The sequence below is a fragment of the Streptomyces sp. NPDC031111 genome, from assembly GCF_055570675.1.
The window spans coordinates 126958-151480 of record NZ_JBVIGS010000013.1 but is presented as its reverse complement, the minus strand read 5'-3'; the positions used below and the strand labels follow the sequence as shown (position 1 = coordinate 151480).

20 protein-coding genes are annotated in these 24523 nt (G+C 72.2%); 14 read left to right on the top strand and 6 right to left on the bottom strand.

Translation table 11 applies throughout. The features are described from left to right. Positions 1-95: 95 nt before the first annotated feature. Positions 96-875: an SDR family oxidoreductase gene (locus tag ACZ470_RS25935; protein ID WP_468430898.1), complete on the top strand. Its 780-nt coding sequence runs from the start codon at positions 96-98 to the stop codon at positions 873-875. 265 nt (positions 876-1140) lie between these two features. Continuing rightward, positions 1141-1488 (top strand): MazG-like family protein, encoded by a 348-nt coding sequence (locus tag ACZ470_RS25930; RefSeq protein ID WP_468430896.1) that lies wholly within the window; start codon positions 1141-1143, stop codon positions 1486-1488. 71 nt (positions 1489-1559) lie between these two features. Here ACZ470_RS25930 and ACZ470_RS25925 read toward each other — a convergent pair whose 3' ends face one another. Then, positions 1560-2276 carry a lytic polysaccharide monooxygenase gene (locus tag ACZ470_RS25925; protein ID WP_468430894.1) on the bottom strand — a complete coding sequence of 239 codons (717 nt, stop codon included), beginning with the start codon at positions 2274-2276 and terminating at the stop codon, positions 1560-1562. A 312-nt stretch (positions 2277-2588) separates the two neighbouring features. Between ACZ470_RS25925 and ACZ470_RS25920 the strand changes: the two genes are divergently transcribed. Beyond that, entirely contained in the window at positions 2589-3251 is a 663-nt protein-coding gene (locus ACZ470_RS25920; protein ID WP_468430892.1) for a LysM peptidoglycan-binding domain-containing protein, read from the top strand. Between the two features lie 405 nt (positions 3252-3656). On the opposite strand, the gene ACZ470_RS25915 is transcribed toward ACZ470_RS25920, so the two are convergent. After that, positions 3657-4388, bottom strand: a complete 732-nt coding sequence (locus ACZ470_RS25915) for a DUF7873 family protein (RefSeq protein WP_468430891.1) — start codon at positions 4386-4388, stop codon at positions 3657-3659. A gap of 443 nt (positions 4389-4831) precedes the next feature. On the opposite strand from ACZ470_RS25915, the gene ACZ470_RS25910 reads away from it, so the two are divergent. The 8 genes from ACZ470_RS25910 to ACZ470_RS25875 all read left to right on the top strand — a co-directional run bounded on the left by ACZ470_RS25910 (position 4832) and on the right by ACZ470_RS25875 (position 16123). Continuing rightward, positions 4832-5470: an HAD family acid phosphatase gene (locus tag ACZ470_RS25910; RefSeq protein WP_468430889.1), complete on the top strand. Its 639-nt coding sequence runs from the start codon at positions 4832-4834 to the stop codon at positions 5468-5470. A gap of 593 nt (positions 5471-6063) precedes the next feature. Further along, positions 6064-6810 (top strand): helix-turn-helix transcriptional regulator, encoded by a 747-nt coding sequence (locus ACZ470_RS25905; RefSeq protein WP_468430887.1) that lies wholly within the window; start codon positions 6064-6066, stop codon positions 6808-6810. Positions 6811-6960: 150 nt separating this feature from the next. Next, the gene (locus tag ACZ470_RS25900; protein WP_468430885.1) at positions 6961-7914 is read left to right on the top strand and encodes an ATP-binding cassette domain-containing protein; all 954 of its coding nucleotides are present in this window, start codon (positions 6961-6963) and stop codon (positions 7912-7914) included. 225 nt (positions 7915-8139) lie between these two features. Next, a complete protein-coding gene (locus tag ACZ470_RS25895; RefSeq protein ID WP_468430884.1) occupies positions 8140-9213 on the top strand; it encodes a cysteine synthase family protein in 1074 nt (357 codons plus the stop codon). After that, positions 9210-10682 carry an argininosuccinate lyase gene (gene argH, locus ACZ470_RS25890; protein WP_468430883.1) on the top strand — a complete coding sequence of 491 codons (1473 nt, stop codon included), beginning with the start codon at positions 9210-9212 and terminating at the stop codon, positions 10680-10682. Before ACZ470_RS25895 ends, argH begins: the two co-directional genes overlap by 4 nt. Continuing rightward, positions 10679-11950: an ATP-grasp domain-containing protein gene (locus ACZ470_RS25885; protein ID WP_468430882.1), complete on the top strand. Its 1272-nt coding sequence runs from the start codon at positions 10679-10681 to the stop codon at positions 11948-11950. Before argH ends, ACZ470_RS25885 begins: the two co-directional genes overlap by 4 nt. Then, the gene (locus ACZ470_RS25880) at positions 11947-15198 is read left to right on the top strand and encodes a non-ribosomal peptide synthetase (protein ID WP_468430880.1); all 3252 of its coding nucleotides are present in this window, start codon (positions 11947-11949) and stop codon (positions 15196-15198) included. The genes ACZ470_RS25885 and ACZ470_RS25880 overlap by 4 nt, the downstream gene beginning before the upstream one ends. A gap of 10 nt (positions 15199-15208) precedes the next feature. Continuing rightward, on the top strand, positions 15209-16123 hold the full coding sequence (locus ACZ470_RS25875) for a GHMP family kinase ATP-binding protein (RefSeq protein ID WP_468430878.1): 915 nt from the start codon (positions 15209-15211) through the stop codon (positions 16121-16123). A gap of 73 nt (positions 16124-16196) precedes the next feature. Here ACZ470_RS25875 and ACZ470_RS25870 read toward each other — a convergent pair whose 3' ends face one another. The 4 genes from ACZ470_RS25870 to ACZ470_RS25855 all read right to left on the bottom strand — a co-directional run bounded on the left by ACZ470_RS25870 (position 16197) and on the right by ACZ470_RS25855 (position 19728). Continuing rightward, on the bottom strand, positions 16197-17144 hold the full coding sequence (locus ACZ470_RS25870; RefSeq protein ID WP_468430876.1) for a TauD/TfdA family dioxygenase: 948 nt from the start codon (positions 17142-17144) through the stop codon (positions 16197-16199). A 69-nt stretch (positions 17145-17213) separates the two neighbouring features. After that, positions 17214-18053, bottom strand: a complete 840-nt coding sequence (locus ACZ470_RS25865) for an ABC transporter permease (RefSeq protein ID WP_468430874.1) — start codon at positions 18051-18053, stop codon at positions 17214-17216. Next, positions 18050-19303: a methylaspartate mutase gene (locus ACZ470_RS25860; protein WP_468430873.1), complete on the bottom strand. Its 1254-nt coding sequence runs from the start codon at positions 19301-19303 to the stop codon at positions 18050-18052. The genes ACZ470_RS25865 and ACZ470_RS25860 overlap by 4 nt, the downstream gene beginning before the upstream one ends. Continuing rightward, positions 19300-19728 (bottom strand): cobalamin B12-binding domain-containing protein, encoded by a 429-nt coding sequence (locus tag ACZ470_RS25855; protein ID WP_468430871.1) that lies wholly within the window; start codon positions 19726-19728, stop codon positions 19300-19302. Before ACZ470_RS25855 ends, ACZ470_RS25860 begins: the two co-directional genes overlap by 4 nt. A 353-nt stretch (positions 19729-20081) precedes the next feature. Between ACZ470_RS25855 and ACZ470_RS25850 the strand changes: the two genes are divergently transcribed. The 3 genes from ACZ470_RS25850 to ACZ470_RS25840 are packed head-to-tail and all read left to right on the top strand — an operon-like array spanning position 20082 to position 24492. Next, on the top strand, positions 20082-21866 hold the full coding sequence (locus tag ACZ470_RS25850; protein ID WP_468430870.1) for a fatty acyl-AMP ligase: 1785 nt from the start codon (positions 20082-20084) through the stop codon (positions 21864-21866). After that, entirely contained in the window at positions 21863-23596 is a 1734-nt protein-coding gene (locus ACZ470_RS25845; RefSeq protein WP_468430868.1) for an acyl-CoA dehydrogenase family protein, read from the top strand. Before ACZ470_RS25850 ends, ACZ470_RS25845 begins: the two co-directional genes overlap by 4 nt. Further along, the gene (locus tag ACZ470_RS25840; RefSeq protein ID WP_468430866.1) at positions 23593-24492 is read left to right on the top strand and encodes a hypothetical protein; all 900 of its coding nucleotides are present in this window, start codon (positions 23593-23595) and stop codon (positions 24490-24492) included. Before ACZ470_RS25845 ends, ACZ470_RS25840 begins: the two co-directional genes overlap by 4 nt. The last annotated feature ends 31 nt before the right edge of the window (positions 24493-24523 follow it).

Genomic DNA, 24523 nt, shown 5'->3' with positions numbered 1-24523 from the left:
GTGGCCGGGGACGACCCGGTGTTGACGCGTACACGGCGTTCGGATGACGGTCGCATGAGGTCCGCATGGCGGACCCTCCCGTACGCTGCGGGGCCATGAACGCCAAGCGAACGGACGGACGGGCAGGGATCGCGGTGGTGACCGGGGCGGGCTCCGGCATCGGGCGCGCGGTGGCGGTGGAGCTGCTGCGCGGGGGTTGGTCGGTGGTGCTGGCGGGGCGCCGCGAGGAGACGCTCGGGGAGACGGCGGCGCTCGCCGCGCGGGAACAGGAGGGCGAGTCGCTCGTCGTACGGACGGACGTGTCACGCCCGCAGGACGTGAGCGCGCTGTTCGCGGCCACCGCGGGACGGTTCGGCCGGGTGGACCTGCTGTTCAACAACGCGGGGACGTTCGGTCCCGGCGGGGTGCCGGTGGAGGAGCTGCCCTACGAGGCGTGGCGGCACGTGGTGGACACCAACCTCAACGGGGCGTTCCTGTGCGCGCAGGCGGCGTACCGGCAGATGAAGGAGCAGGACCCCCAGGGCGGCCGGATCATCAACAACGGCTCCATCTCCGCGCACACGCCGCGCCCCCTCTCGGTCGCCTACACGGCGACCAAGCACGCGCTGACCGGTCTGACCAAGTCCCTGTCGCTGGACGGCCGTCCGTACCGGATCGCGGTGGGGCAGATCGACATCGGCAACGCGGCGACCGACATGACGCGGAGCATGCGGACCGGCGCCCTCCAGGCCAACGGGGAGACCGCCCCGGAACCGGTGATGGATGTCGCGGACGTGGCCCGCACGGTGCGGCACATGGCGGAGCTGCCGTTGGAGGCGAACGTGCAGTTCGCGACCGTTCTGGCGACGGCGATGCCGTACGTGGGCCGGGGGTGAGGGCTCAGGCCAACGAATCCTGCACAAGCGGAATTTAGACGTCCGCACCATTGCGGCCGGTAGCGGACTTATGCTCAACTCTCCTACACCAAAGCTTCACATATGGAGAAGGTGGCTTCCGCAGGCCATGTCCAGGGGGGAGGCGGCAGCCGTTCCACACCGTCGGGTTGGGGGTGGACCCGCGCGGGACCGCGGGTACGCACCGACGGGTGGAACGGCTGCCGCGTCAAGCGGGTGTCAGTGGCCTGTGCCAGGCTCGGCGCCCATGAGCGATCACCTTCCCCCGCCCCCTCCCCCGGCCGCCGATCTGTGGGAGTCCATCGACCACCTGCACGCGTGGCTGGACGCGAACCGCCCGGTCGACGGCCGGGAGGGCCTGCTGCTGCGGATCCTCAAACTGTCCGAGGAGGTCGGGGAGGTCGCCGAGGCCGTGATCGGCGTGACGGGCCAGAACCCCCGGAAGGGCACCACGCACACCTGGGACGACGTCCGGTCGGAGCTGTGCGACGTCGCCGTCACGGCCCTGATGGCCCTGCGCACCCTCACCCCCGACGCCCGCGAGGTCTTCGCCGACCACCTGGCCCGGGTCACCCGCCGCTCGCTCGGCACCTGAGGGACGGGAGCGCGGGACCGGAAGGGGTGACCGGTGCGGCGCGCGCCGCACCGGTCCGCTTCAGGGAACGGCTAGCAGGCTCCGAGGTCCTCCCAGACGCCCCACTCGCCCGTGGTGCCGGGCTCCTCGCCCGTCACCCACCACTTGGCGCGCCAGGTGTGGCCCTCGTGGGAGACGGTGTTCCCGCCGGTGTAGACGCTCGAGGCGCTCCAGGCCGGCGCGGCGCAGTCGCCCGGTTCGCCGCCGTTGCCACCGCCGCCGTCGTCACCGCCGCCGCCGATGTTGACGTCGATACAGGCGTAGAAGGCGTTGGCGGTGTCGGCCACGTTCCAGACGGCGAGGACCTTCTGACGGCCGCTGAAGCCGCCGAAGTTCACCTGGTGGCTGACGTCCGCGGGCGGCTGGGCGCCACGGCCGTCGAACTCGGCGATCTTCGTGTTGCCGATGAAGTACTGCCAGGTGTCGGTGGCGTGCCGGGCGGTGTGGTGCCAGTTGAAGGTGTGGCTCGTGCCGACCGGGGTGACGCGCCAGCCCTTGCTGTCGTCGTCGAGCTCGGCGAACTGGGCGTTGCCGCCACTACAGCTGCGCAGGCCCTTCGGGCCCTCGACGCTCTGCGGCTCGTACTTGATCTGGCCGCACTGGACGACGCCCTCGGCGCACTGGTCCTGCCGGCTGCCGGGGTCGGTCACCCAGCCGTGGGCGTAGGCCGGGCCCGCCGGGAGGCTGACGGCGAGCAGAGGAGCGACCAGCGCTCCGACGGCGACCGCCACTCGTCTTTTCGTGCCCATGACATATCCCTTTCCTTCGGTGTGCGTCGATGCCGCCCGCGGGGGGCGGCCCTGCCGACCGTGCTCCGGGCGCCGTCGCACGCGCCCGCACCTTCGCCCGACCGACGGCCTGACCGAGGCTGGGGTGAATGGAAGAGAGGTCTAGACCTCAGCGACTAGGTCTAGACCATACCGACGGTTGGGGAATGGTCAAGGGTTCACGCAAAGGGAATCGGCGGACAGGGCCGATCGGCTCAGTGGCCGCGCCGCACCACACGCCGCGACCTAGCGTGAGGATCTGTCACAGTACGCATTCACCGCAGGAGGTGAGATATGCGGCACATATGCCGCCGCGGACCGGCTCTGGCCCTGGTCAGCGGCCTGGCGGCCTGCTCGATGCTCCTGGGCACGAGTCAGGCAGCGGCCATGGAGGACAGGGACCGGCCGCACCGGTCGGCCGAGGCCACGACCGGGCCGTCGAAGGATCGGAAGCGTCACGAGACCCACACCGTGGCACGTGGAAACACCTTGTGGGAGATCGCCGACCGCCATTACGGCGACGGAATGAAGTGGTGGGCCGTCTTCGGGGCGAATGTCAAGGCGATCGAGAAGAACGCGCGGGACCACGGACGCGAGGGGAGCGGCGTCGGTCACTGGATTTTCCCCGGGACCGAGTTGGCGATTCCCGACCCCGCCGCCGTGAAGGCCCACGAGAAGGCCGTCCGCGCGGCCCTGGAACGCGTCATGGCGCAGCATCCGCGGCTGATCGGCGGTGCGCTCTGCCCCGAGGCGGAGGCACCCGAGGACATCGGCGCGTGCCTCCTCGGCCTGCTCGAACAGTCACCCCTTCTGCTGGAACACATCGACTTCCTGGAGGAGGTCTCCAGCGGTGCGCTCCTCGAACTCTTCGAACCTCTCATCACCTGTGTCATGGAGGAGAAGGACCCGCTTGCCTGCCTGACCGAGGCGCTTCCCGACCTGCCCACCCAAGGGTGACGGATTTCGTCGCCGGACGTGGCGGAGCCCGGGAGTCGTATCCAGCTCCCGGGCCCCTGGGGATGCCACCCAGTTGCGCACGCCGGCGGCGTTTAAGAGGACGGATCAGTCATCATGCCGTCGTGTTCTTCCTTTGAACTACCGCACCGGGAAAGAGGTGCAGGCGAGAGTCGAACTCGCATCCGACGGCGTTCGTCCGTCCCCGTTCGGTCCGGCGATCGGCGGCGATGCTGAGACTGGAGCGAGAGTCTGAGATTGACACGGCCCGTTACGGGGACCGCTGCTTCAGGCTGAACTTCAGTGTCAGCTTGCGCTCCTCACGCGAACCGGTCCTCGCCCGGCCCGCGCCTGTCGCGCACCCCCGCGCTCGCACGCGGGGGCGATCATGGTGGCCACCGACCGGCGTCAGCCGAACAGGTAGCCGAACACCGCGTCACCGACCCGCCTGTCGGTGACCTCGGCGCCGTTGGCCTCCTCGCGGGCGAACTTGACCGCCTGCTGGAGCTTCTCGACGCGCTCCACCAGTTCGTTCACCCGCCGCGCCGGGAGGGCGCCGGAGAACTTCACGGTGGTCCAGTACCCGATCGGCACGTCCTCGTAGTACACCTCGACCTGCGCCGGGTGCTTGTCGGTCGCCTCCGCCTTGACGTGGTTGCGCGGGACCTTCTTCGTACGGATCGTGCGGACCGGGTCGGTCTTCCACCAGTCCGTGGACGGGTCGTGGGACCAGGACTCGGCGGCGTCGAGCGTGGGCAGCTTCTTGACGAAGGTGTGCAGGTCGGTGAGCTGCTTCTCCAGGAAGAGCAGATGGCCGACCGGGACGTCGGCGACGATGGTGCGCCCGTCCACGGTGACGTCCGCGCGGGCCGTGCAGTTCGCCCAGTCCTTCGTGGCCGTCACGTCGAACAGCCGGGTGAGCGACGCGGACATCTCCCGCAGTACGTCCTCGGCCTGCACCTGTACGCGCGTGGACTCGGGCGGCAGCTGCTCGCCCTCCTCGTCCTTCGGCTGGTACGTGCGCGAGATACCGGCCAGCAGTGCCGGCTTCTGCACCTTGTGGTGCGCGGCGTTGACGTCCTGGAGCGACTTGCTCCTGACGCCCTTCTCGACAGCGATGATCTGGTTCAACTTCGCCATGTCGGGCCCCCCTTCGAACGACAGGAACCCTGTCACAGGAGGTGGACATCCGCACACCGTTTTCGGTTCCCTGCGACGGCCGCGGGGCGGTCCGATTCGCACTGCCGAACCCTCCGCGGGCGCCGGTGCGCCACGCCGTACGGCGGCACCCGCGGCAACTCCGCCACGTCACACGGATGTTCGAGTGCCGGGATCGACGGCGCCCCGTGTCTCGTGCGCTGGTGGGTGGTCCGGGCGGTCCCGGGTTGCCCCGATGGCAGCAACCTGCCACCAATTGGGCCCGGCTGGCGCGATGTTGCAGTCGTTCACGAGTGCGGGCGCGGTAGTGCGGGACTCCGCTTCCGGTTCCGGTCACATGCCCGTCAACCCCCTCGCATCGGCCCTTAGGTTCGGCTGGGCGGGGGCCGTTCGGTCGTCGCGCAACGGACACGAGGGAGGACCGAATGGCCAGGATCGCGTCTGGAGGACGCGCGGCGGCGACCGTCGTGGCGGCGCTGGTGCTGGGGGCGACGGGGGCGACGCAGGCGGTGGCCGCTCCGGCCGGCGAGGAGCGGGCCGGAGCGGCCGTCCGGACCCAGGCCGTCGCGGCGGAGGTGGACTACGACACCTGGCAGGCCGACGTGCGCAAGGTGATCGACGAGGCCCGCCCCTACGTCGAGCAGCGGCTGGACGACAGCGCGGGCGAGAAGCCGGCGATCGTCCTCGACATCGACAACACCTCGCTGGAGACGCACTTCCAGACCCTGCCGCCGACGCCCGCCGTCAAGCCGACTCTCGAACTGGCCCAGTACGCCCACAGCAGGGGCGCGGCCGTCTTCTTCGTCACCGCCCGGCCCGACCTGATCTCCTGGATCACGGAGGCGAACCTCAGGTCGGTCGGGTATCCGATCACGGGCCTGTACCAGCGGAACCTCGGTGATCTCTTCCGCGACACGGCCGAGTTCAAGACGTCGAAGCGGGCCCAGATCGAGGCCGACGGGTACACGATCGTCGCCAACATCGGGAACAACACGTCCGATCTGGTGGGAGGCCACGCGGAGCGGACCTTCAAGCTGCCCGACTACGACGGGGCCCTGGACTGACCACACCGGGCCGGCCGGCGTCTCGACCGGCCGGCCCGGACGCGACCGGAGCTCCCTGACGGCAGGCGCCTCCGGCCCTTGCCGTGCAGGCGGGCCGGGGGCGTTCGCGCGAAAATGACCTTGGTAGTTGATAAGGATGTTTCCTCTTCGCAATGAGGTTTTCCGTAATCGTTTCAGACAGGAGTATTTGACGTTACGAAGCTGTCCTGGGTACCGTTCAAGTAACGGGAGTGACGCAGGCAATCGTTGACCATCCCTCAGAGGATGTCCGGTTTGCCGCCTGTGTCTGCTTAGCGGGGGAATGGAGCTCGAAATGCGGGATGTCTGCCGCGTTGCATCTGCGGGACGTACGCCCCTTCGTGGGCTCTGTACGCCCCGCTAGGTTATTTCTCTGGCTGTTTGCACGAGTATTGCCCCGTGCCAGGGTCTTCGCGCCCCAAAAGGGCGCCCCAACTGGGCGGACGGGGACTCCTATTGGTCAAGCTTCAGGGGGAGCTGTGCCAAGTACCTCAGTCAATTACGAGATAGCCAACGATTCCGGGCTCACCGAAGAATGCACGGAATCTCGGCCTTCGAGCGACGAAATAGAGGGCGTGCTGCTTCAGGCCCGGAAACTCGTCGAAATCGCCGTCGACCGCCACCGCAACGTGGAGCGGCTGGTCGCCTCACTCGAACCGGACGAGAATTCCGTCGGGGTCGCCACGGAGCAGATGATCGCCACGGCCCGTCACCACCTGGCCGTCGTCCTCTCCGGTGAGGGCGAGGACGAGACCTACCAGCTGATCGACCAGCTGGGCCGGGCCACCGCACGCGGGGTCGGCGTCAAACTGCTCGGCCGGGTCGGTCTCCTGCGGGACCGCCGCTTCCTGGAGCACCTCGACAAGTACGCACCCGGCGTCGAAACCCGCCTGGCCAGGGCTCCTTTACAGGAGATGGTGCTCGCCGACAGCGTTGTCGGCGCGGTGTGGATCCGCAACGGGATCGCCGTCCGCGAGGCGGTGCTCGTCCGCGCCCCCGCCGTGCTGCGCAACCTGCGCACCCTGTTCGCCGTCTCCTGGTCGAGCAGCGCCGCCCTCGCCGACCACCGGCGCCTGAGCGACCGCTCACGCAGTGCGCTCGGCCGGCGCATCCTCCAGGCCCTCAGCTCCGGGCGCACCGACGAGGCCGCCGCCCGCGAACTGGGGGTGTCGGTGCGCACGTACCGGCGCAACGTCGCGGAAATTACACGTGAGCTGGGGGCGAGCTCGAGATTTCAGGCGGGTGCCCGCGCCGTTGAGCTCGGACTTCTTTCCCCGTCGGGCGACGCGATGGCCGCGGGTACCGGCCAGTTGGCGGGGTAAGAACTTGTCAGGCCGGCCTTTGACAATGGGGAAAACCTCAGGTCGCTGGCAGCTTGTTGTAGCTCTCCTTGTGGGGCGGACAGTCGGGATTGCAGGATCTTCCTGCCTCCACAAAAGGCGTCTGGCCGCTATCTGCGAGGAACGGCATCGATGAGTGACGTGATGATCGAAGCGACGGAGCTGGGCAGATCGTTCGGTGCCACCCGGGCACTCGACGACATCAGCTTTCGGATGGAAAAAGGGCGCGTGCTCTGTCTGCTCGGTCATAACGGGGCGGGTAAAAGCACACTGGTGAGCATTCTCGCCACCGTGCTGCCGCCTACGAAAGGAACGGCGCGGGTCTCCGGATTCGACGTGGTGCGAGAGGCTCGGGACGTGCGCCGCCGCATCGGCCTGACCGGCCAGTTCGCGGCGGTGGACGAGAGCCTCACCGGCCGCGCCAACCTGCTGCTGGTGGCCCGGCTCCTCGGAGCCGGCAAGCGGGAGGCGGCGGCGCGCGCCGAGCAGTTGCTGCACATGTTCGCGCTGACCGAGGCGGCCGACCGGGCCGCGGGCACGTACTCGGGAGGCATGCGCCGCCGCCTCGACCTCGCCAGCAGCTTCGTGGGCCACCCCCAGGTGCTCTTCCTCGACGAACCCACCACGGGGCTCGACCCGGTCAGCCGCAACGCCCTGTGGGACCTCGTCCGTGAGGTGGTGGGCACGGGCACCACCGTGCTGCTGACGACCCAGTACCTGGAGGAGGCCGAGCAGTTGGCGGACCGTGTCATGGTGCTCGGCCGGGGCCGGTGCATCGCGGACGGCACGGTCGCCCAGCTCAAGGAACGACTGGGCGGCAGCACGGTCCGGGCCACCCTCGCCGACCCGAGCGCCACGGCCGCCGCGCTGAACGCCCTGCGCGCGGCGGGTCTCGAACCCGGTCCGGGCGAACCCGCGGGCACGGTCACCGCCGCCGTGGAGGGATCCATCGGACTGGCCGCCGCGGTCCGGGCGTTCGACGCCGCCGGAGTGGAGATCACCGGCATCTCCCTGTCCGAACCGACACTGGACGAGGTCTATCTGGCTCTCGCCGAACAGCGCGCCGACGTCCCGGTCCCCTCCTGAGCACCGGCGCCTCCCCCGCCTCGAACCCGAGCCGCACCAGTGAATCTGTGGACCATCAGCAGGCTGACCGACGCCCGCCCGAGCCCCGCCGCGCCGCCGGGCGCACCCCGGGCCACCGTGCCGTGGACCGCGCGGGTACGCCGGTGGGTCCGCGAACGGCGCGGCGCCCCACGGGACTTCACCCCGCACCACCAACGACGGTCTTGATCCTTCAGGGAGCCCTTCATGACGGCGATCACGCCGACGTACCACTCGATCACCGAGGCGACGATGATGCCGCGTCTCGTCCGGCTCGGCCCCAACCTGTACGGCGCTGTCTTCTCCCTCATGAAGCTGCTGCCCGCGCGCTACATCCTGCGGCGCGCCCACGCCCGGGGCGAGCTGGAGGCCGGCACGGTGATCGTGGAGACCACGTCGGGGACGTTCGGTCTCGCGCTGGCGATGCAGTCCGCCCTCATGGAGCGTGAGCTGATCCTCGTCAGCGACCCGGCGATCGACGCCAACCTGTACCGGAGACTGACCGATCTCGGTGCCACGGTGGAGATCTGCCAGGAGCCCGCGCCGGTCGGCGGCTACCAGGAGGCACGGCTGCGCAGGCTCGCCGAGATCCGCGCGGAACTCCCCTCGACCTTCTGCCCCGAGCAGTACAGCAACCCCGACAACCCGCGCTCCTACGGAGTGGTCGCCGAGCAGATCGCCCGCTCGCTCGGCACCGTGGACTGCCTGGTCGGCCCGGTCGGCTCCGGCGGCTCGATGTGCGGCACCACCCGCGGACTGCGCGAACTGACCCCGCACACCCAGGCCATCGGCGTCGACAGCCACCGCAGCGTGCTCTTCGGCCAGCCCGACGGGCCCCGCTCCCTGCGCGGCCTCGGCAACAGCCTGTGGCCTGCCAACCTCGACCACTCCACCTTCGACGAGGTGCACTGGTGCTCGGCGCCCGAGGCGTACGCGTACACCAGGCGACTGCACGCCACCCACGCGCTGTTCCAGGGGCCGACCAGCGGCGCCGCCTACCTGGCCGCCCAGTGGTGGGCCGACCGCAACCCCGACGGACTGTGCGTCGTGATGCTCCCCGACGAGGGCTACCGCTACCAGGCGACCGTGTACGACGACACCTGGCTCGCCGAGAACGGCCACACGCTGCCCCAGCCGCCCGCCGAGCCGGTCCTGGTCGACTCGCCGGCCGACGCCGGCGACAGCTGGACCCGGATGCTCTGGGGGCGGCGCAGCTACGAGGACGTGCACGGCACCGTGCCGCGCTCCGGCGGATCCCTCCCCGACCCGGTGCTGTCATGAGCGGCACCGGCCGGCTCACCCGCACGCTCGGCGCGCGCACCGCACGCGTCGTCTACGGCGAACCGGGGCCGGACGACATCCGCCGGGAACTCGGGCACACCTCGGTCATCGACCTCGCGCACGTGGTGATGCTCACCGAGTGCGGGCTGCTGCCCCGGGACGCGGCCGCCGCCCTGCTGCGGGCCGTCACCGCCCTGCGCGCCGACGGCTTCCGGGAGTTGTACGACCGGCCGGCGCCGCGCGGCCTGTACCTGATGTACGAGAGCCACCTCATCGAGCGGCTCGGCACGGACGTCGGCGGGAAACTGCACACCGGCCGCTCCCGCAACGACATCAAGGCGACCATCACCGCGATGCGGCTGCGCGACGACCTGACCGACCTGCTCGGCGAACTGCTGCGGCTCCAGGCCGTACTGCTCTCCCGCGCCCGCGCCCACCGGGACGTGGTCATGCCGGTCTACACCCACTTCCAGCCCGCGATGCCCGTCACCTACGGCTACTACCTCGCCGGGATCGCGACCGCGCTGGACCGGGACGTCGACGCGCTGCGGCACGCCGTCGAGGAGCCGAGCCGCTGCCCCCTCGGCGCCGGCGCCGTGTCCGGCACGGACCTGCCCATCGACCCGGCCCGCACGGCCGAACTGCTCGGCTTCGACGGGCCGCCGCTGCACGCCATGGACGCGGTGGCCTCCCGGGACACGCTGCTGCGCGCCCTCGCGGCGGCGGCCGGGGCGGGGCTCACCCTGAGCCGGCTCGCCACCGACCTTCAGCTGTGGAGCACCCAGGAGTTCGGCTTCGTGGAGTTCCCCGAGCGGCTCGTGGGCGGCAGTTCGGCCATGCCGCAGAAGCGCAACGCGTTCCTGCTCGAGCATGTGAAGGCCAAGTCGGCGGCCGCCGTGGGGGCGTGGACCGCCTCGGCCGCCGCCATGAAGTCGACGCCGTTCACCAACTCCATCGAGGTCGGCACCGAGGCGGTCGGCGGCGCCTGGTCGGCGCTGGCCACCGTGCGCGACAGCGTGCTGCTGGCCCAGGTGCTGGTGAGCGGTGCCCGCCCGGACGGCCGGCGGATGGAGCAGCGGGCCCGGGAGGGCTTCGTGACGGCCACCGTGATCGCCAACCGGCTGGTGCGGCAGGGCGTTCCGTTCCGCACCGCGCACCATGTGGTGGGCGCCGCGGTACGCGAGGCCGTCGAGGCCGGTGAGTCCGAGCTGACGAAGATCACGCTGCCGGAGGGCCTGCGGGCCGATGTGAGCGCGGACGTCCCGCCGCTCGCCGAGCTCGTCGCCGAGCACGACCGGGGTGGTGGCCCCGGGGCGTGCGACAACGTCGTCCAGGAGCTCCGGGAGCGGCACGCGGAGCACTCCGCGCGGCTCGCCCGGTACCGTGCCCGGCTGGCGCGGGCGGAACGCGCCCTCGACACGGCGGTCGCCGCCGTGACCGGCGCAGGGGACAAGGGAGCAGAGCGATGAACGGTACGGCGGTCCGCTGGTTCGCCTTTCTGGAGAGCAACACCACCGGGACGGGACGGGAGTTCTGCGCGGCGGCACGGGCCCGGGGCCTGCGGCCGGTGCTGCTGACCCGGGACGCCGGCCGGTATCCCTACGTGACCGAGGACGCCGTCGACACCCTGGTCCTGGACACCTCGGACCTCGAGGCCGTGGTGGAAGCCTGCCGGGGCCTGGCGGAGGACGCCGGGCTGGCCGGGATCACCTCCAGCTCCGAGTACTTCGTGGCGGACGCCGCCCGGACGGCGGCCCGACTCGGGCTGCCCGCGGCCGACGGCGACGCGATCGCCCGCTGCCGGGCCAAGGACCTCCAGCGGGCGGCGCTCGCCGCCCACGGGGTGCCGGTGCCCGCCTGGACGGCGGTCTCCGAGGTGGCCGCGGCGGTGGAGGCGGCCGACGCCATCGGGCATCCGGTGGTGGTCAAGCCGGTGAGCGGCTCCGGTTCCAACGGCGTACGGCTGTGCCGGGACCGGGCGGAGACCGAGGAGTGGGCCCGTCGGCTGCTCGACCGGGCGACGGACGAGCGGGGCAACGCCGTGCCGGGCCGCATCCTGGTGGAGGCGGCCGTCGACGGGCCGGAGTTCTCCGTCGAGACCTTCGACGGAGACGTGGTCACCGTCGTCGCCAAGCACACCGGCCCCGCGCCGCACTTCGTGGAGACGGGCCACGACATCCCCGCCCCCGTGGACCCGGGGACCACCGCCGAACTCGGCGACACGGCCCTGGCGGCCCTCAAGGCGCTCGGGCTCGGCTGGGGCGCCGCCCACACCGAGATCCGCCGGTCCGCCGACGGTCCCGTGGTCATCGAGGTCAACCCCAGGCTCGCCGGCGGCATGATCCCCGTCGCCGTGCGGGCCGCGACCGGGACGGACCTGGTGGACGCCGTGATCGCCCGCGCCGCGGGCCAGGACACGGCACCGCCCGCGGCCTCCGGGGCCCCGGCCGGCCATGCCGCCGTGCGGTTCGTGATGGCGGCCGGCGAGGGACGGGTCACGGCCGTGGGCGGGATCGGCGACGCGGGCGCGGCGCCGGGAGTCGTGGTGGCCGTGCCCAACACGGTCGTCGGCCGGCAGGTGCGGATCACGCACTCGTTCCAGGACCGTCTGGGCTGTGTGGTCGCCACGGGCACCGGTACCGCGCAGGCGGCGTCCCGCGCGGAGCTGGCCGCACGACTGATCAGGATCGAGCTGGAGGAACCGGCGACGCCGGAGGAAGGGAACGGGGGCCGATGAGCGGGCACCGCACACAGCAGACGTACACCAGAATCCCCAGATGGACCATGCCGGGCAGTGACGAGCGCGGGACGGCGGAGCACCGGGAGGAGCTGCCGGCGGCGCTCACCCGGGCGCTGGAGGACCGCGCCGCCGACACCGGTGCCGGGCTGCCGGCGGTGCTGCTCGCCGCGCACGCCCGGGTCCTGGCGACGGTGGCCTCCGAACCCGACCTGCTCATCGGCCTGGTCCCGGCGGCCGGCGGGGCCGAGACGCCGCTGCGCCTGACCGTCACGGACTCCTCCTGGGCCGAGCTCGCCGCCCTCGCGGGCACGGCGCTGGCCGCGTCGCACCGCGCGGAGGCCCGGCCCGAGGTGGTGTTCGACCTGTCGGGCCTCGCGCCGGACGCCACGTCCCCCGACGACCGCTCCGGCCTCGACGACGGCGTCGTGCTGAAGGCGGCCTTCACCCGGGACTCCGCCGGACTGTCGCTGCGGCTGGCCTACGACCGGGCCCACCTCGACGAGGGGTACGCCCGCCGGCTGGCCGGCTACCACCTGCGCGCGCTGCACCTGCTCGCGGCGGACGCCTCCGCGCCCCACCACGGCCGGAGCCTGCTGTCGGACGAGGAGGTCGACACCCATCTGTACGGCCTCGCGGGTCCGCGCGTCGAGCTGACGGACCGGACCTTCGTGGACCACTTCGAGGAGCGGGTGCGCGAGGTGCCGGACGCGGTGGCCGCCGTGCACGGCTCCACCCGCTGGACGTACCGGGAACTGGACCGGCGGGCCAACCGGATCGCCCACGCGCTGCTGGACGCCGGCGTGCGCACCGAGGACGTCGTCGCCGTGGTCATGGACCGCACCCTCGACTGGATCGCCGCGGCGCTCGGCGTGTTCAAGGCCGGCGGCGTCTACCTCCCGGTGCGCCCCGACTTCCCCGCCGACCGGGTGGCGACCCAGTTCAGGCGCAGCGAGTGCGCGTTCGTGCTCACCGAGCCCGGCAGCGCGTCCCTCGCGGACCGGGCGGGCGAACTCACCGGCCGCGCGCCGGCCGTGCTGTCCGTGCCGGAGATCCAGGCGTCCGGCGTCTCCGACGAGGCCCCGGCTGTGCCGATCGCCCCCGGGCAGGCCGCCTACATCTACTTCACGTCCGGCTCCACCGGCGCTCCGAAGGGCGCCCTGTGCGAGCACGCGGGCATGCTCAACCACCTCCATATGAAGCTTGACGACATGGAGATGACGAACGGGACGGCCGAGGTCGTCACCCAGACCGCCTCGCAGTGCTTCGACATCTCCCTGTGGCAGTTCGCGGCGCCGCTGATGGTCGGCGGCAGCGTGCGCGTCGTCGACACGGACGCCCTGCTCGACGTCGCCGGCTTCCTCGACGAGATCGTCACGGGCGGGGTCACCGTCATCCAGATCGTCCCCTCCTATCTGGAGGTGCTCCTCACCCACCTGGAGCAGCACCCCCGTCCGCTCGGGGCGCTGCGCACGGTGTCGGTCACCGGGGAGGCCCTCAAGTACGAGCTGGTGCAGCGGTGGTTCGCCCTGTACCCGGACATCAAGCTGGTCAACGCCTACGGCGCCACCGAGGTGTCCGACGACACCATGCACGAGGTCCTCGACCGGGTGCCGGACCGTGACTTCGTGACGGTCGGCCGGTCCCTGCGCAACGTCAACACCTATGTGCTCGACGAGAACCTGGCGCTGGTGCCGCTCGGCTCGCCCGGGGAGATCGCGTTCTCCGGGGTCTGCGTGGGCCGCGGCTACATCAACGACGAGGAGCGCACCCGCGAGGCGTTCGTGCCCGACCCGTTCCGTCCCGGTACCCGGATGTACCGCACGGGCGACTTCGGGCGCTGGCTGCCCGAGGGGCGGATCGAGTACCTGGGCAGGCGGGACGAGCAGGTGAAGATCCGGGGCTTCCGGATCGAGATCGGCGAGATCGAGAACAAGCTGCTGGGGCTGGCGGGCGTCCGCGAGGCCGCGGTCGTCATCGACGGCACCGGCGACGGGCAGCGCAACCTCGTGGCGTTCTTCAGCGGCGGCGAGGGTGCCGGGGCGGACGCCGAGCCGACCACCGAGCGCGCCCGGGACTTCCTCGCCGGGCTGCTGCCCGAGTACATGGTCCCCACGTACTTCCACCGGCTGGAGCGGCTGCCGCTCACCGAGAACGGCAAGATCGACAAGAAGGCCCTGGTCCGGCTGGCCGGCACCCTGGGCCACGGCGGCGCGGCCTACGCCGCCCCCAGCACGCCCGCCGAGCAGCGGCTGGCCATGCTGTGGGCCCAGGTGCTGGGCGTTCCGCTGGAGCGCATCGGCCGGGCGGACAACTTCTTCGAGCTGGGCGGGACCTCGCTGGCCGCGGTGCGGCTGCTGGTGCAGCTGGACCGGGTGCTGTCCCTGAAGGACCTGGTGGCCCATCCCGTCCTCGCCGACCTCGGGGCGGTGCTCGACGAGCGCGGACGGGGCGGTGAACCGGTCGCCGCACAGGGCCTGTTGCAGCCGCTGGCGAACGCCCGGCATCCGCACCGCACCCTGGTGTGCTTCCCCTACGCGGGCGGCAACGCCGTCAACTTCCGCTCGCTGGCGGCCGAGCTGGAGCGGGACGGCATCGCCGTGCTCGGGGTCGAGCTGCCGGGTCACGACTTCGCGGGCGGCGACGAGCCGATGGCGGACGTCCCGGAGATCGCCCGGCGGGTCCGGGACGAGATCACCGAGCGGGTCACCACGCCCGTGCTGCTGTGGGGCCACTGCGCCGGCGCGGCCGCGGCGCTGGAGACGGCCCGGCTGCTCCAGGAGGCGGGCCGTCCCGTCGAGCGGGTCTTCGTCGGCGCGCTGCTGCTGGAGGACACCGAGGCGCTGCGCGCGGAGATGGCGGACGTCTCCGAGGCGGACACCCGGGACCTGCTGAACCGGCTGCGCGCCGACAACGCGTACGTCGAGCTCGACGAGCTCAAGCCGGAACGGGCCGACGTGGTCGGACGGGCCTACCGGCACGACGTACTGACCGCCAACAGCCATCTGATCCGGATCCGTGAGGACTCCGGGAGCCATCGGATCGACGCCCCGGTCGACGTGGTCGTCGCCCGCGACGACGCCTCGACGGCGCGGTTCGACGAGCGGCACGGCGACTGGAAGCTCGTCTCCGACCGGGTGACCCTCCACGAGCTGGGCCAGGGCGGGCACTACTTCGTCAGCACACGACCGGCGGACACCGCCGCACTGGTGCGGGCCGACTGCCCGAGGCCCGCGCACCGGGACTAGGAGGACCAGGGTGACGACGATCGACACGAGGACGCTGCCCGCGGACTACCGCCGGGTGGCCGCCACCGGGGTCAGCTCGGCCTTCGGCACGTTCGGTGAGCTTCTCCAGGGCGTCCTGCCGGAGGCGGACGGCGACTTCCTGGTCACCCTGCCCGTCGCCCGGTGGGCCGTGGCCCGCTTCGAGGTGACCCCGCACACCGACGCGCTGGAGGTGTGGCCCCCGCACAAGAAGAAGGCCCTGCGGCTCACTTCGATGATCATGGAGGACGCGGGGCGGCCCGCGGGCGGTGTGCTGAAGATCGACAGCACACTGCCCGAGGGCAAGGGACTGGCCAGCTCCTCGGCGGACCTGGTGGCGACGGCCCGCGCCGTCGCCAACGCCCTGGAGGAGCCGATGCCGCCGCGCCGCATCGAGTCGTACCTCGCCAGGATCGAACCGACCGACGGGGTGCTGTACCGGTCGGTGGTGGCCTTCCACCACCGCAGCGTGCGGCTGCGCGCCCGGCTCGGCTCCCTGCCGTCGATGGCGGTGGTCAGCATCGACGAGGGCGGCGCGGTGGACACGGTCGACTTCAACAGCATCCCCAAGCCGTTCACGGCGGCGGACAAGCGGGAGTACGCCCGGCTCCTGGACCGGATCAGCGGCGCCGTGGCCCGGCAGGACCTGGCCGAGGTCGGCGCGGTGGCGACCGCCAGCGCCCGGATGAACCAGGTGCTGCGGCACAAGTGGTCACTGGAGCCGATGATCGCGATCTGCCGCGAGGTGGGCGGTCTGGGCGTGGTCGTCGGGCACAGCGGCACGACGCTCGGGATCCTGCTGGACACCTCGTCGCCGCACTGCCACGGCCGGCTCACCGCCGCCGCGCAGGCCTGCCAGGAACTGGCCGGCGACGTGACGGTGTACCGCACGCTGAGTTTCCACTGACCCTGAGCAGAACCGGAACCGAAAGGGGCCGCACCCGTGAACCCGGGTGCGGCCCCCTCGCTTTGGCGTGCGGTTACGGCTGGAACGGTTCGCCGAGACCGACCACGATCTCCCGTTCCCCCCGGTGGGGTTCGCGGCTGTGCGCCGTGCGGACGTTGTCGACGACGAGGAGGTCGCCGCGCCGCCACGGCTCGCGGACGGTGTGCTTCTCGTACACCTCGTTGATCAGGTCGACGGTCTCCCGGTCCAGTGGTGTGCCGTCGCCGCAGAACGTGTTGAAGGGCAGGCCCTCGGGGCCGAACTCGGCCGTGAGGAACTCGCGGACCTCCGGGGCCATCGTCCACTCGTTGAGGAACGCGATCTGGTTGAACCAGCACCGCTCCCCCGTCTCCGGGTGCCGTACGACGGCCGGGCGGGTCTGTACGGTGCGCAGCGCGCCGTCGGCGTCCCAGCGTGCCTCGATGCCGTGCTCGGCGCAGTAGCGGTCCACCTCCGCGCGGTCGTCGGTGCCGAAGGCGTCCTGCCAGGTGATGCCGACGAAGGGGTTGTAGTGGCGGGTGAGCCGCCAGCCGTGCCGCTCGAAGCGGGCGACCAGGTCCTCGGGCAGGTCGCGCAGCACGGCCCGGCTGTCGGCGATCGCGGTGATGCCGCCGTCGGCCGGCGGGGTGAGGCAGGCGAACGCCATCAGCCTGGGGGCGGACGGCGCGTAACTGAGTTCGTGGTGCATGCACATGGGCTGGTCGGCCGGCCAGTGCGAGGAGGAGTACACGCCCTGTCCGTAGGTGTCGCGCGGCGCGAACCCCTCGCGTTCGATCAGGGGTTCGCCGATGATCCGGCCGACGGCCGCGACGGTGGTCGCCCGGTTGTCCAGGCGCAGCCCGCGCACCAGGACGGCGCCGTTGCGGGCGACCGCCTCCCTGATCTCCGGGCGGCGGGCGGTGAGCCACTCGACGGCGGCGGCTCCGGGTGGCGCCTCGGTCGCGTCGAGGCGGACGAGCGGGCCTGTTCCGGTTCCGGGCATGGTGCGATGCCTCTTTCGTCTCTCGGAGGGGGCGCGCCGCGTCCGTCGACGGGCGCGGGGGGATGCGGTTCAGGCGGGCGGGCGCATGAACGCCCGTACGGCGGTGATCGATCCGACGACGGCGACCAGGACACCGGCGCCCAGCGCGGACCACACCTGGGTGCCGAGCGGCTGGTCGAGGGCGAGTGCGCGGTTGGCCTCCATGGCGTACGACAGCGGGTTGACCGTCGCCAGTGCCTGGAGCCAGTCCGGCAGCCGCTCCTTGGGGACGAAGGCGCTGGAGGCGAACATCAGCGGGAACGTGACCAGATAGCCGGCGCTCTGCATGGCCTCGGAGTTGCGCAGCCACGCCCCCAGCGCGAGGAAGATCCAGGTCATCGCCCAGACGACGACGCAGGTCAGCAGGATCGCGGCCGTCAGCCCGAACGGGCCGCCCGCCGGATCGGCGTCCAGGAACACCACGGCCACCACGACGAGCATCACCAACTGGGCGGTGGTGCGCAGCAGATCGGCGAAGCTGCGGGCGAACAGCAGCAGCGGGGCGTGGATCGGCAGGGTGCGCAGCCGGGCCACCGCCCCGTTGTCCATGTCGCGCACCAGGCCGATGCCGGAGGCGACCGCGGGGCCGATTCCGGTGGTCACCAGCAGGGCCGGGAGCAGGAAGTCCAGGTAGGCCACGCCGTCGGGCAGGTGCCCGCGGTCGACGATGACTCCGAAGACCTCGCTGAGCAGCAGCAGCATGAACACCGGCTGGAGCATGCTGAGGACGACGACCTTGACGTTCGTGAAGTTCGCCCTGACCGAGCGGCCGGTGAGGATCAGCAGCTGCGCCATGAGGCCGCTGCCCCGCCAGGTCGGCGCCGGCGCGGCCGTGAGCGGCGCGGTGGGCGGCGGCGAGGTGGTGGTCATGGGGTTCCTCCGGTGTCGTAGGCCCGTTGCACACGGGACAGCGCCGCGAGCAGATCGGCGGACGTGACCTTGCGGGCGGCGGACACGGCCGCCCCGGCGAGGGGCAGCGCGCCGGTGTCCCCCCAGCGGAGCCGTCCGTCGTGGTCGATGAAGCTCCTGGCCCGTCCCGCGTTGTCGGGGTGCAGGCAGTAGGGGATGTCGAGCAGGCCCCGCCGGAAGGCCGTCAGCAGGGCGGTGCCCACGTCGTCGTGCAGGTCCAGCACGGCGTGGACGAGGGTGCGGGCCTCGGCGTACACCTCGGAGTCCGCGTCGGGCGGGCCGGGGGGCGGCGCGGGGGTGGTGGCCGCGGCGCGGGCGGCGGTCTCCAGCGCCTCCACGTTGTCGGCGACGGTGGGGATGCGGTGCCCCTCGGCGGCGGTCTTCACGATCAGCCGGGAGGCCCCCGAGGTCACCGCGAGCCGGGCGGCCGCCTCGAGGAGGCTCAGCGCGCCGTCGCGCGAGAGGGGGTAGACGCCCATGTAGGCGTAGAGCACCACGTGCCAGTCGACGGGCCCGAGCAGTTCCCCGGCGAGGCGTTGCAGGGCGGCGACCGCTTCCAGGTCCTGTTGCGGGCTGGTCTGCTGGGCGTAGCTCAGGGACACGCTGCGCAGGCCGTGCCGGGCGAAGAACAGGCCCTCCAGGACGCTCACCGCGACCAGCACGGCCGGTGGGCACAGCTGCCCGAGCATGCAGCCGCCGAAGCTCTCCAGGTGCGGCACCCGGCCGTCCCCGGTGTGCGCGGCGAGCATCTCGCAGGCCGTGCGCCAGGCGGCGACCGCGTCCGCCAGCGGGGTGCGGCCGTAGGGCAGGCAGTACGAGACCGGCCCGCCCTCCGTGGCGTCCAGGCCGAGGCCGAGCAGCGCGGAGACGATGTGCTCGGGCCGCGACGAGCCGTGTCTGACCTGGACGGGGAAGGAGGCGTCGTGGATGCCGTCGAGCACGGCCCGGGTGGTGTCCGGGGGGTGGGTGCAGATCGGGTAGCCGTTGAGCGTGACACCGTCGGCCAGCGCCCTGCGGGCGGCCTCCAGGTCGCGCACCCGGGTGTAGCTGTCCAGGGTCAGCGTCCCCACGGTGACGGCGTCGGCGGCCCGGGTGCGGGCCAGGCCCTCGCGCATCCGCCGGGGGTCGCTGAACCCCATCCGGGGCTGGACGACGAGTGTGCCGCGGGCCCGGGCCGCGGCCACGAAGTCGCCGAAGGGCACCTGCGTCACGACACCGCTCGGACGGGCAACCGGGACACCAGGTCGCGGAACGCGGTCACGTCCCCGTCGTCGAAGACCCGGTCGTAGCCCGCCGCGAGCAGCCGGCGCACCTGGCCGACGTTGCGCAGCCCGTCGGTGCCGAGCTTGCCGCCGATCACCATCGTGGTGCCGGCGAGTTCCGGGCGGGGGCGCAGGGCGCGGACCAGCCGGAGGCCGTCCTGGTGACCGTGGCCGTTGACGCTGCTGACGACGATCAGGTCGGGGCGGAGTTCGACGGCGGAGCGCAGCACCAGGTCGTCGGGGACGCAGGGGCCGAGGTTGGTGACGTCGTGGCCCCATTCCTCCAAAAGGAGTTGGAGATAGACGAGATTCCAGGTGTGGGCGTCGGAAGAGGTGCCGGTGACCAGCACGGAAGGCATATGGATGCCAGGCATGGAATTCATCGGAATCCCGGAGTCGGGGAGTGCCGGAAGTTCCGGGTGCGAACACCCTGGAACGCGGCGCACTCGGCGGCTGGAAGCTTCTGCGGAATTGCGGTCCGGCCTCGACTCTACTGCCGCGGGCGGGCCCCGAACTGCGGATCGGCTGGCCGGTACTGGCCGTGCCGCCCTCGAACTGCCAGCCCTTACGAGTGTTTTGTCCCCCTTGCTGGGGGGCGGGCGGGCTGCGGGTGCAGTTTGCTGTCAGTCGCCTTCCCCACCCCTGAGGGAGCCGGTAGAAAGTCACGGCAGTGCCGATTCGGCGCGCGGAAAACCCCGTTCGCGACCACGAAGGGCAGGCCACGAATATGGCGGGAATCGTCACCGCCCCCAGTGTTACCGCAGTGCTCCGGCAGCATGCGGAAAACCGGCCGGAAAAAGAGGCGGCGGCATTTGTGACGGATCCCCTCCGGGAGGACGGGGCGCGGTGGCTGACCCATGCCGAACTGGACGCGCGGGCCCGGAGTCTGGCCGTACGGCTGCACGAGTCCGGGATCGGACCCGGTGAGCGTGCCCTGCTGCTGTACCCCGCCGGGCTCGACTTCCTGGTCGCGTACTTCGGCTGTCTGTACGCCGGCGTCGTCGCGGTTCCCTCCTCGCTGCCCGGTCGCTACCGCCACGAGCGGCACCGGGTCCGGCGCATCGTGGACGACTCGGGCGCCGCGGCCGTCCTGACCGACACCCCGACCCGCGGCGACGTCGAGGACTGGATCGCCGAGGAAGGGCTCGGCCGTCTCCCCCTGACGGCCACCGACGACGGCGCCGGCCCCGGCCCCGACGGCTGGACGATGCCGCCCACCGACCACTCCACCCTCGCCGTGCTCCAGTACACCTCGGGCTCCACCGGAGACCCCAAGGGCGTGATGATCAGCCACGGCAATCTGCTGCACAACTCGGCCAACCTCGCCGAGGTCATGAAGCTGGACGACACCATGCGCGCCGGCGGCTGGATCCCCCACTTCCACGACATGGGCCTGATGGGCCAGATCATGACGCCGCTGATGCTCGGCTCCGCCACCGTGCTGATGAGCCCCGGCACCTTCCTCAAGCGGCCCCATCTGTGGCTGCGCATGATCGACCGGTTCGACATCCGCTACTCCGCCGCGCCCGACTTCGCCTACGAGCTGTGCAGCCGGCGGGTCACCGACGCCCAGGCCGAGGGGCTCGACCTCTCCCACTGGCGGCACGCCGTCGACGGCTCGGAACCGGTGCGGTCCGCCGTCCTCGACCGCTTCCAGAAGCGGTTCGCGCCCTACGGGCTGCGCGCCGAGACGCTCGCCCCCAGCTACGGCATGGCCGAGGCGACCCTCTTCGTGTCCGGCGCCGTCGACAGCCCGCCGAGCAGCCTGCGGGTCGACGCCGGCGCCCTCGAGCGCAACGAGTTCCGGCCCACCACCGCCGCCGACGAGTCCGGCCGGGAAGTCGTCAGCTGCGGCCCGCCGTTCGGCACCGAGGTGCGTGTCGTCGACCCCGACACCCTGCGCACCCTGCCCGACGGCGCCGTCGGGGAGCTGTGGCTGCGCGGCCCCGTCGTCGGGCACGGCTACTGGGGGCGTGAGGCGACCAACGAGGCCGAGTTCCGGGCCACCACCGCCGAGGGCGACGGCGGCTACCTGCGCACCGGCGACCTCGGGGCCCTGCACGAGGGCGAGCTCTACGTCACGGGCCGGATCAAGGACGTGCTCAACCTGCGCGGCCGCAACCTCTACCCGCAGGACATCGAGCACGAACTGCGGGTCCAGCGGCCGGAGCTGGGCAACCTGGTCGGCGCCTGCTTCGCCGTCCCCGGCGCGGGCGGACAGGGCCAGGACGACGTGCTGGTGGTCACGCACGAGGTCCGCGGCATCAAGGACGAGGAGCGGCTGCGGGAGCTCGCCGCGGACATGCGGCTCACCGTCGCCCGCGAGTTCGGCGCCCCCGTCGGAGCCGTGCTGCTGCTGCGGCCCGGCGGAGTGCGCCGCACCACCAGCGGCAAGATCCAGCGGTCGGCGATGCGCGACCTCTTCCGGGCCGGCGCGCTGGAGCCGACGTACGCGGACTACCAGCCCCCTCTGCGGCCCATGGCCACGACCGGCGAGCAGGCACCGGCATGACGACGACGACCCCGGCCGCCCCCGTGGCCGCCCCCCTCGCGGAACTGACCCGTCTCCTCGGCGAACTGGCCGCCCCCGGAGGCCCGTTCTCGGGTGAGCGGCTCGCCGCCCTCGACGAGCGGGAGGCCTTCCCCACCGAGGCGTGCCGCGCCCTCGACGACTTCGGCCTGCCCCGCTACTACGTGCCCACCGAACACGGCGGCGCCCTCGACGACTTCGGCATGGTGACGCGGCTGCTGCGGGCGGTGTCCCGGGTGGACCTGACGGTGGCGGCCGCCCACGGCAAGACGTATCTCGGGGCCGTCTCCACCTGGATCGCCGGCGACCCGGCCCGGGCGGCGCTGCTGGGCCGCCGGATCGGCGAGGGCGCGGTCGTCTCCTGCGCGCTGACCGAACGGCACCACGGCAGCGACCTGCTGGCCGGCGAGGTCACCGCCCACCCGGTGGACGGGGAGGGCGGCGGCTGGCGGCTCACCGGTGAGAAGTGGCTGATCAACAACATCACCCGGGCCGACCTGGTCACCGTCCTGGCCCGCACCGACCCGGAGGGCGGCCCGCGCGGCTTCAGCCTCTTCCTCGTCGACAAGGAGCGGCTCGCGCCCGGCGCCCTGTCCCCGCTGCCGAAGGTGCCCACGTACGGGATCCGCGGCGCCGACATCAGCGGCCTCGCCTTCCACGACGCGCTGCTGCCGTCGGACGCGCTCATCGGCGAGCCCGGCCAGGGCATCGAGATCATTCTCAAGGCCCTGCACGTGACCCGCACGGGCTGCATGGGCATGTCCCTCGGCGCGGGCGACCACGCCCTCGACCTGGCCGCCCGGTTCACCGCGGACGCCACCGACGACGACGGCACACCCCTCGCGGAAATCCCGTACGTCCGCCGCGAGTTGGGTGAGGCCGTGGCCGGTCTGCTGCTCGCGGAGGCCACCGGAGTGGTCGCGACGCGCTCCGTGCACGCGCTCACCGGCGAGATGAGCGTCGTCTCCGCCGTCGCCAAGGCGTACGTACCGGCCCAGGTCGACGACCTCGTGGCCCGCCTCCTCCACACCCTCGGCCCCTACGGCCTGGTCGACGCCGACCCGCACGGACGCTTCGCCAAACTGGAGCGCGACCACCGCATCATCGGCATCTTCGACGGCAGCAGCCTCGTCAACCGCAACGCCCTGATCGACCAGTTCCCCCGACTGGCCCGCGCCTACCGCAAGGGCCGCCGGGACGACGAGGGCCTCACCGAGGCGACCGACGTCCACGCCCCGCTGCGCCCCTTCCGCCCGGAGGCCCTCAGCCTGCTCTCCGGTACCGGCGCCTCCGTCGTCGCCGCACTGCCGGCGGCCGTGGACCGCGTCCGGGAGCTGACGGCGTCCGGGGACGCCTCCGGCAGGCTCGCCGCCCTGGCGGACGGGCTCCGGCGGGCCGCGGACGGGCTGCACGAACGGATGGCGGCCGTGCGCTACTCCCCTCGTGCCGTGCCCGGCCACGCCTTCGGGCTCGCCGAGCAGTACGAGCTGTGCTTCGCCGCGGCGGCCACGCTCCACCTGTGGCTGCGCCGGCCCGGCCGCGTCGACGAGACCTGGCTGCGGGGCTGCCTGGTGAAGGCCCTCACCGACCTCGGCGAACCCGTCGAGGAGGTCGACCGCGACGCCCTCGACGTCCTCGCGGACACCTTGCTGTCCGCACCCCCCGGCACGCTCCCCTCATTCCTCGACCCCCTGGAGGGCACGACCCGATGACCACGGTCACCGCCCCCACCGGCCCCGCCGACGCCGTCGAACAGCACCTCGGCGACCCGTACGACACCGCCAACCCCCACGGCTTCGGAGCGATCCTGGCCGCACGCGAGGCGGGCCGTCCACAGGACGGGGACCTGCTCCCCGACGGTCTCACGGAGGGCGCGCACCTCACCCCCGAGGCCTGGCTGCACGCGCTGCGCGCCCTGTACCGCCGCTCGCCCCGCCTCGGCCGTACCGTCCGCGCGGACCTCCCCGACAACGAACCGCGCGCCACGGCCCTGGCCGTCGGAGCCTGCGTCGGAGCCCTCGATTCGGCACTCCGCGTCACGGTGCGGCACCTGCGGGGCCGCCGACTGTACGGCGCGCCCGCCATCGACATCCCCCATCTGCGGGAGGTGCTCGCGGGAGTCCACGCCGACCTGCTGCTGTGCGACGTCCTGACCGGCCTCGCGGTCCGCGGCGAGGACGCGCTGCCCGGCCGGGAGGGCGCCCACGAGCAGGCGGTGCTCGGGCTGGTGCCGCGCGTCCTCCAGGGCGCCCTCGACCGCCTGTCCGTCCTGATGGGGTCGCGCTTCTACATCCGGGAGGGCGAAACCGCCGTCTTCCAGCTGCTGCTGAACGAGACCCAGCGGGAACTGTTCGCCCCGGCGCGGGGACCGCGCCCGGCCCCCGGCCCCCTGCCGTTCACCGAACTGGTCACGGCCCCGCCCGTCACCGCCCTCCTGGACCCCGAGCTGTCGGCGGCCGCCCCCGGCCGGATCCTCACCACGCCGGCCCGGCGCGCACCGCAGCCCTCGGGTGCCGTCCAGCAGCGCCTGTACGCGGACCTGGTCCGCCGCTACGACGGCGCCCGCACCTTCGACCTGGCCGAACGCCGGCTTCCCGACCGCCCCTGACCCGTCCCCGCTTCTCCGAAAAGGACAGCTC

Coding starts and splice junctions, on each gene's coding strand:
- ACZ470_RS25910 (WP_468430889.1), top strand. CDS start 4,832: ATGGCCAGGATCGCGTCTGGAGGACGCGCGGCGGCGACCGTCGTGGCG.
- ACZ470_RS25895 (WP_468430884.1), top strand. CDS start 8,140: ATGACGGCGATCACGCCGACGTACCACTCGATCACCGAGGCGACGATG.
- ACZ470_RS25870 (WP_468430876.1), bottom strand. CDS start 17,144: ATGCCCGGAACCGGAACAGGCCCGCTCGTCCGCCTCGACGCGACCGAG.
- ACZ470_RS25840 (WP_468430866.1), top strand. CDS start 23,593: ATGACCACGGTCACCGCCCCCACCGGCCCCGCCGACGCCGTCGAACAG.
- ACZ470_RS25920 (WP_468430892.1), top strand. CDS start 2,589: ATGCGGCACATATGCCGCCGCGGACCGGCTCTGGCCCTGGTCAGCGGC.
- ACZ470_RS25915 (WP_468430891.1), bottom strand. CDS start 4,388: ATGGCGAAGTTGAACCAGATCATCGCTGTCGAGAAGGGCGTCAGGAGC.
- ACZ470_RS25850 (WP_468430870.1), top strand. CDS start 20,082: ATGGCGGGAATCGTCACCGCCCCCAGTGTTACCGCAGTGCTCCGGCAG.
- ACZ470_RS25855 (WP_468430871.1), bottom strand. CDS start 19,728: ATGCCTGGCATCCATATGCCTTCCGTGCTGGTCACCGGCACCTCTTCC.
- ACZ470_RS25865 (WP_468430874.1), bottom strand. CDS start 18,053: ATGACCACCACCTCGCCGCCGCCCACCGCGCCGCTCACGGCCGCGCCG.
- ACZ470_RS25880 (WP_468430880.1), top strand. CDS start 11,947: ATGAGCGGGCACCGCACACAGCAGACGTACACCAGAATCCCCAGATGG.
- argH (WP_468430883.1), top strand. CDS start 9,210: ATGAGCGGCACCGGCCGGCTCACCCGCACGCTCGGCGCGCGCACCGCA.
- ACZ470_RS25885 (WP_468430882.1), top strand. CDS start 10,679: ATGAACGGTACGGCGGTCCGCTGGTTCGCCTTTCTGGAGAGCAACACC.
- ACZ470_RS25930 (WP_468430896.1), top strand. CDS start 1,141: ATGAGCGATCACCTTCCCCCGCCCCCTCCCCCGGCCGCCGATCTGTGG.
- ACZ470_RS25845 (WP_468430868.1), top strand. CDS start 21,863: ATGACGACGACGACCCCGGCCGCCCCCGTGGCCGCCCCCCTCGCGGAA.
- ACZ470_RS25925 (WP_468430894.1), bottom strand. CDS start 2,276: ATGGGCACGAAAAGACGAGTGGCGGTCGCCGTCGGAGCGCTGGTCGCT.
- ACZ470_RS25935 (WP_468430898.1), top strand. CDS start 96: ATGAACGCCAAGCGAACGGACGGACGGGCAGGGATCGCGGTGGTGACC.
- ACZ470_RS25900 (WP_468430885.1), top strand. CDS start 6,961: ATGAGTGACGTGATGATCGAAGCGACGGAGCTGGGCAGATCGTTCGGT.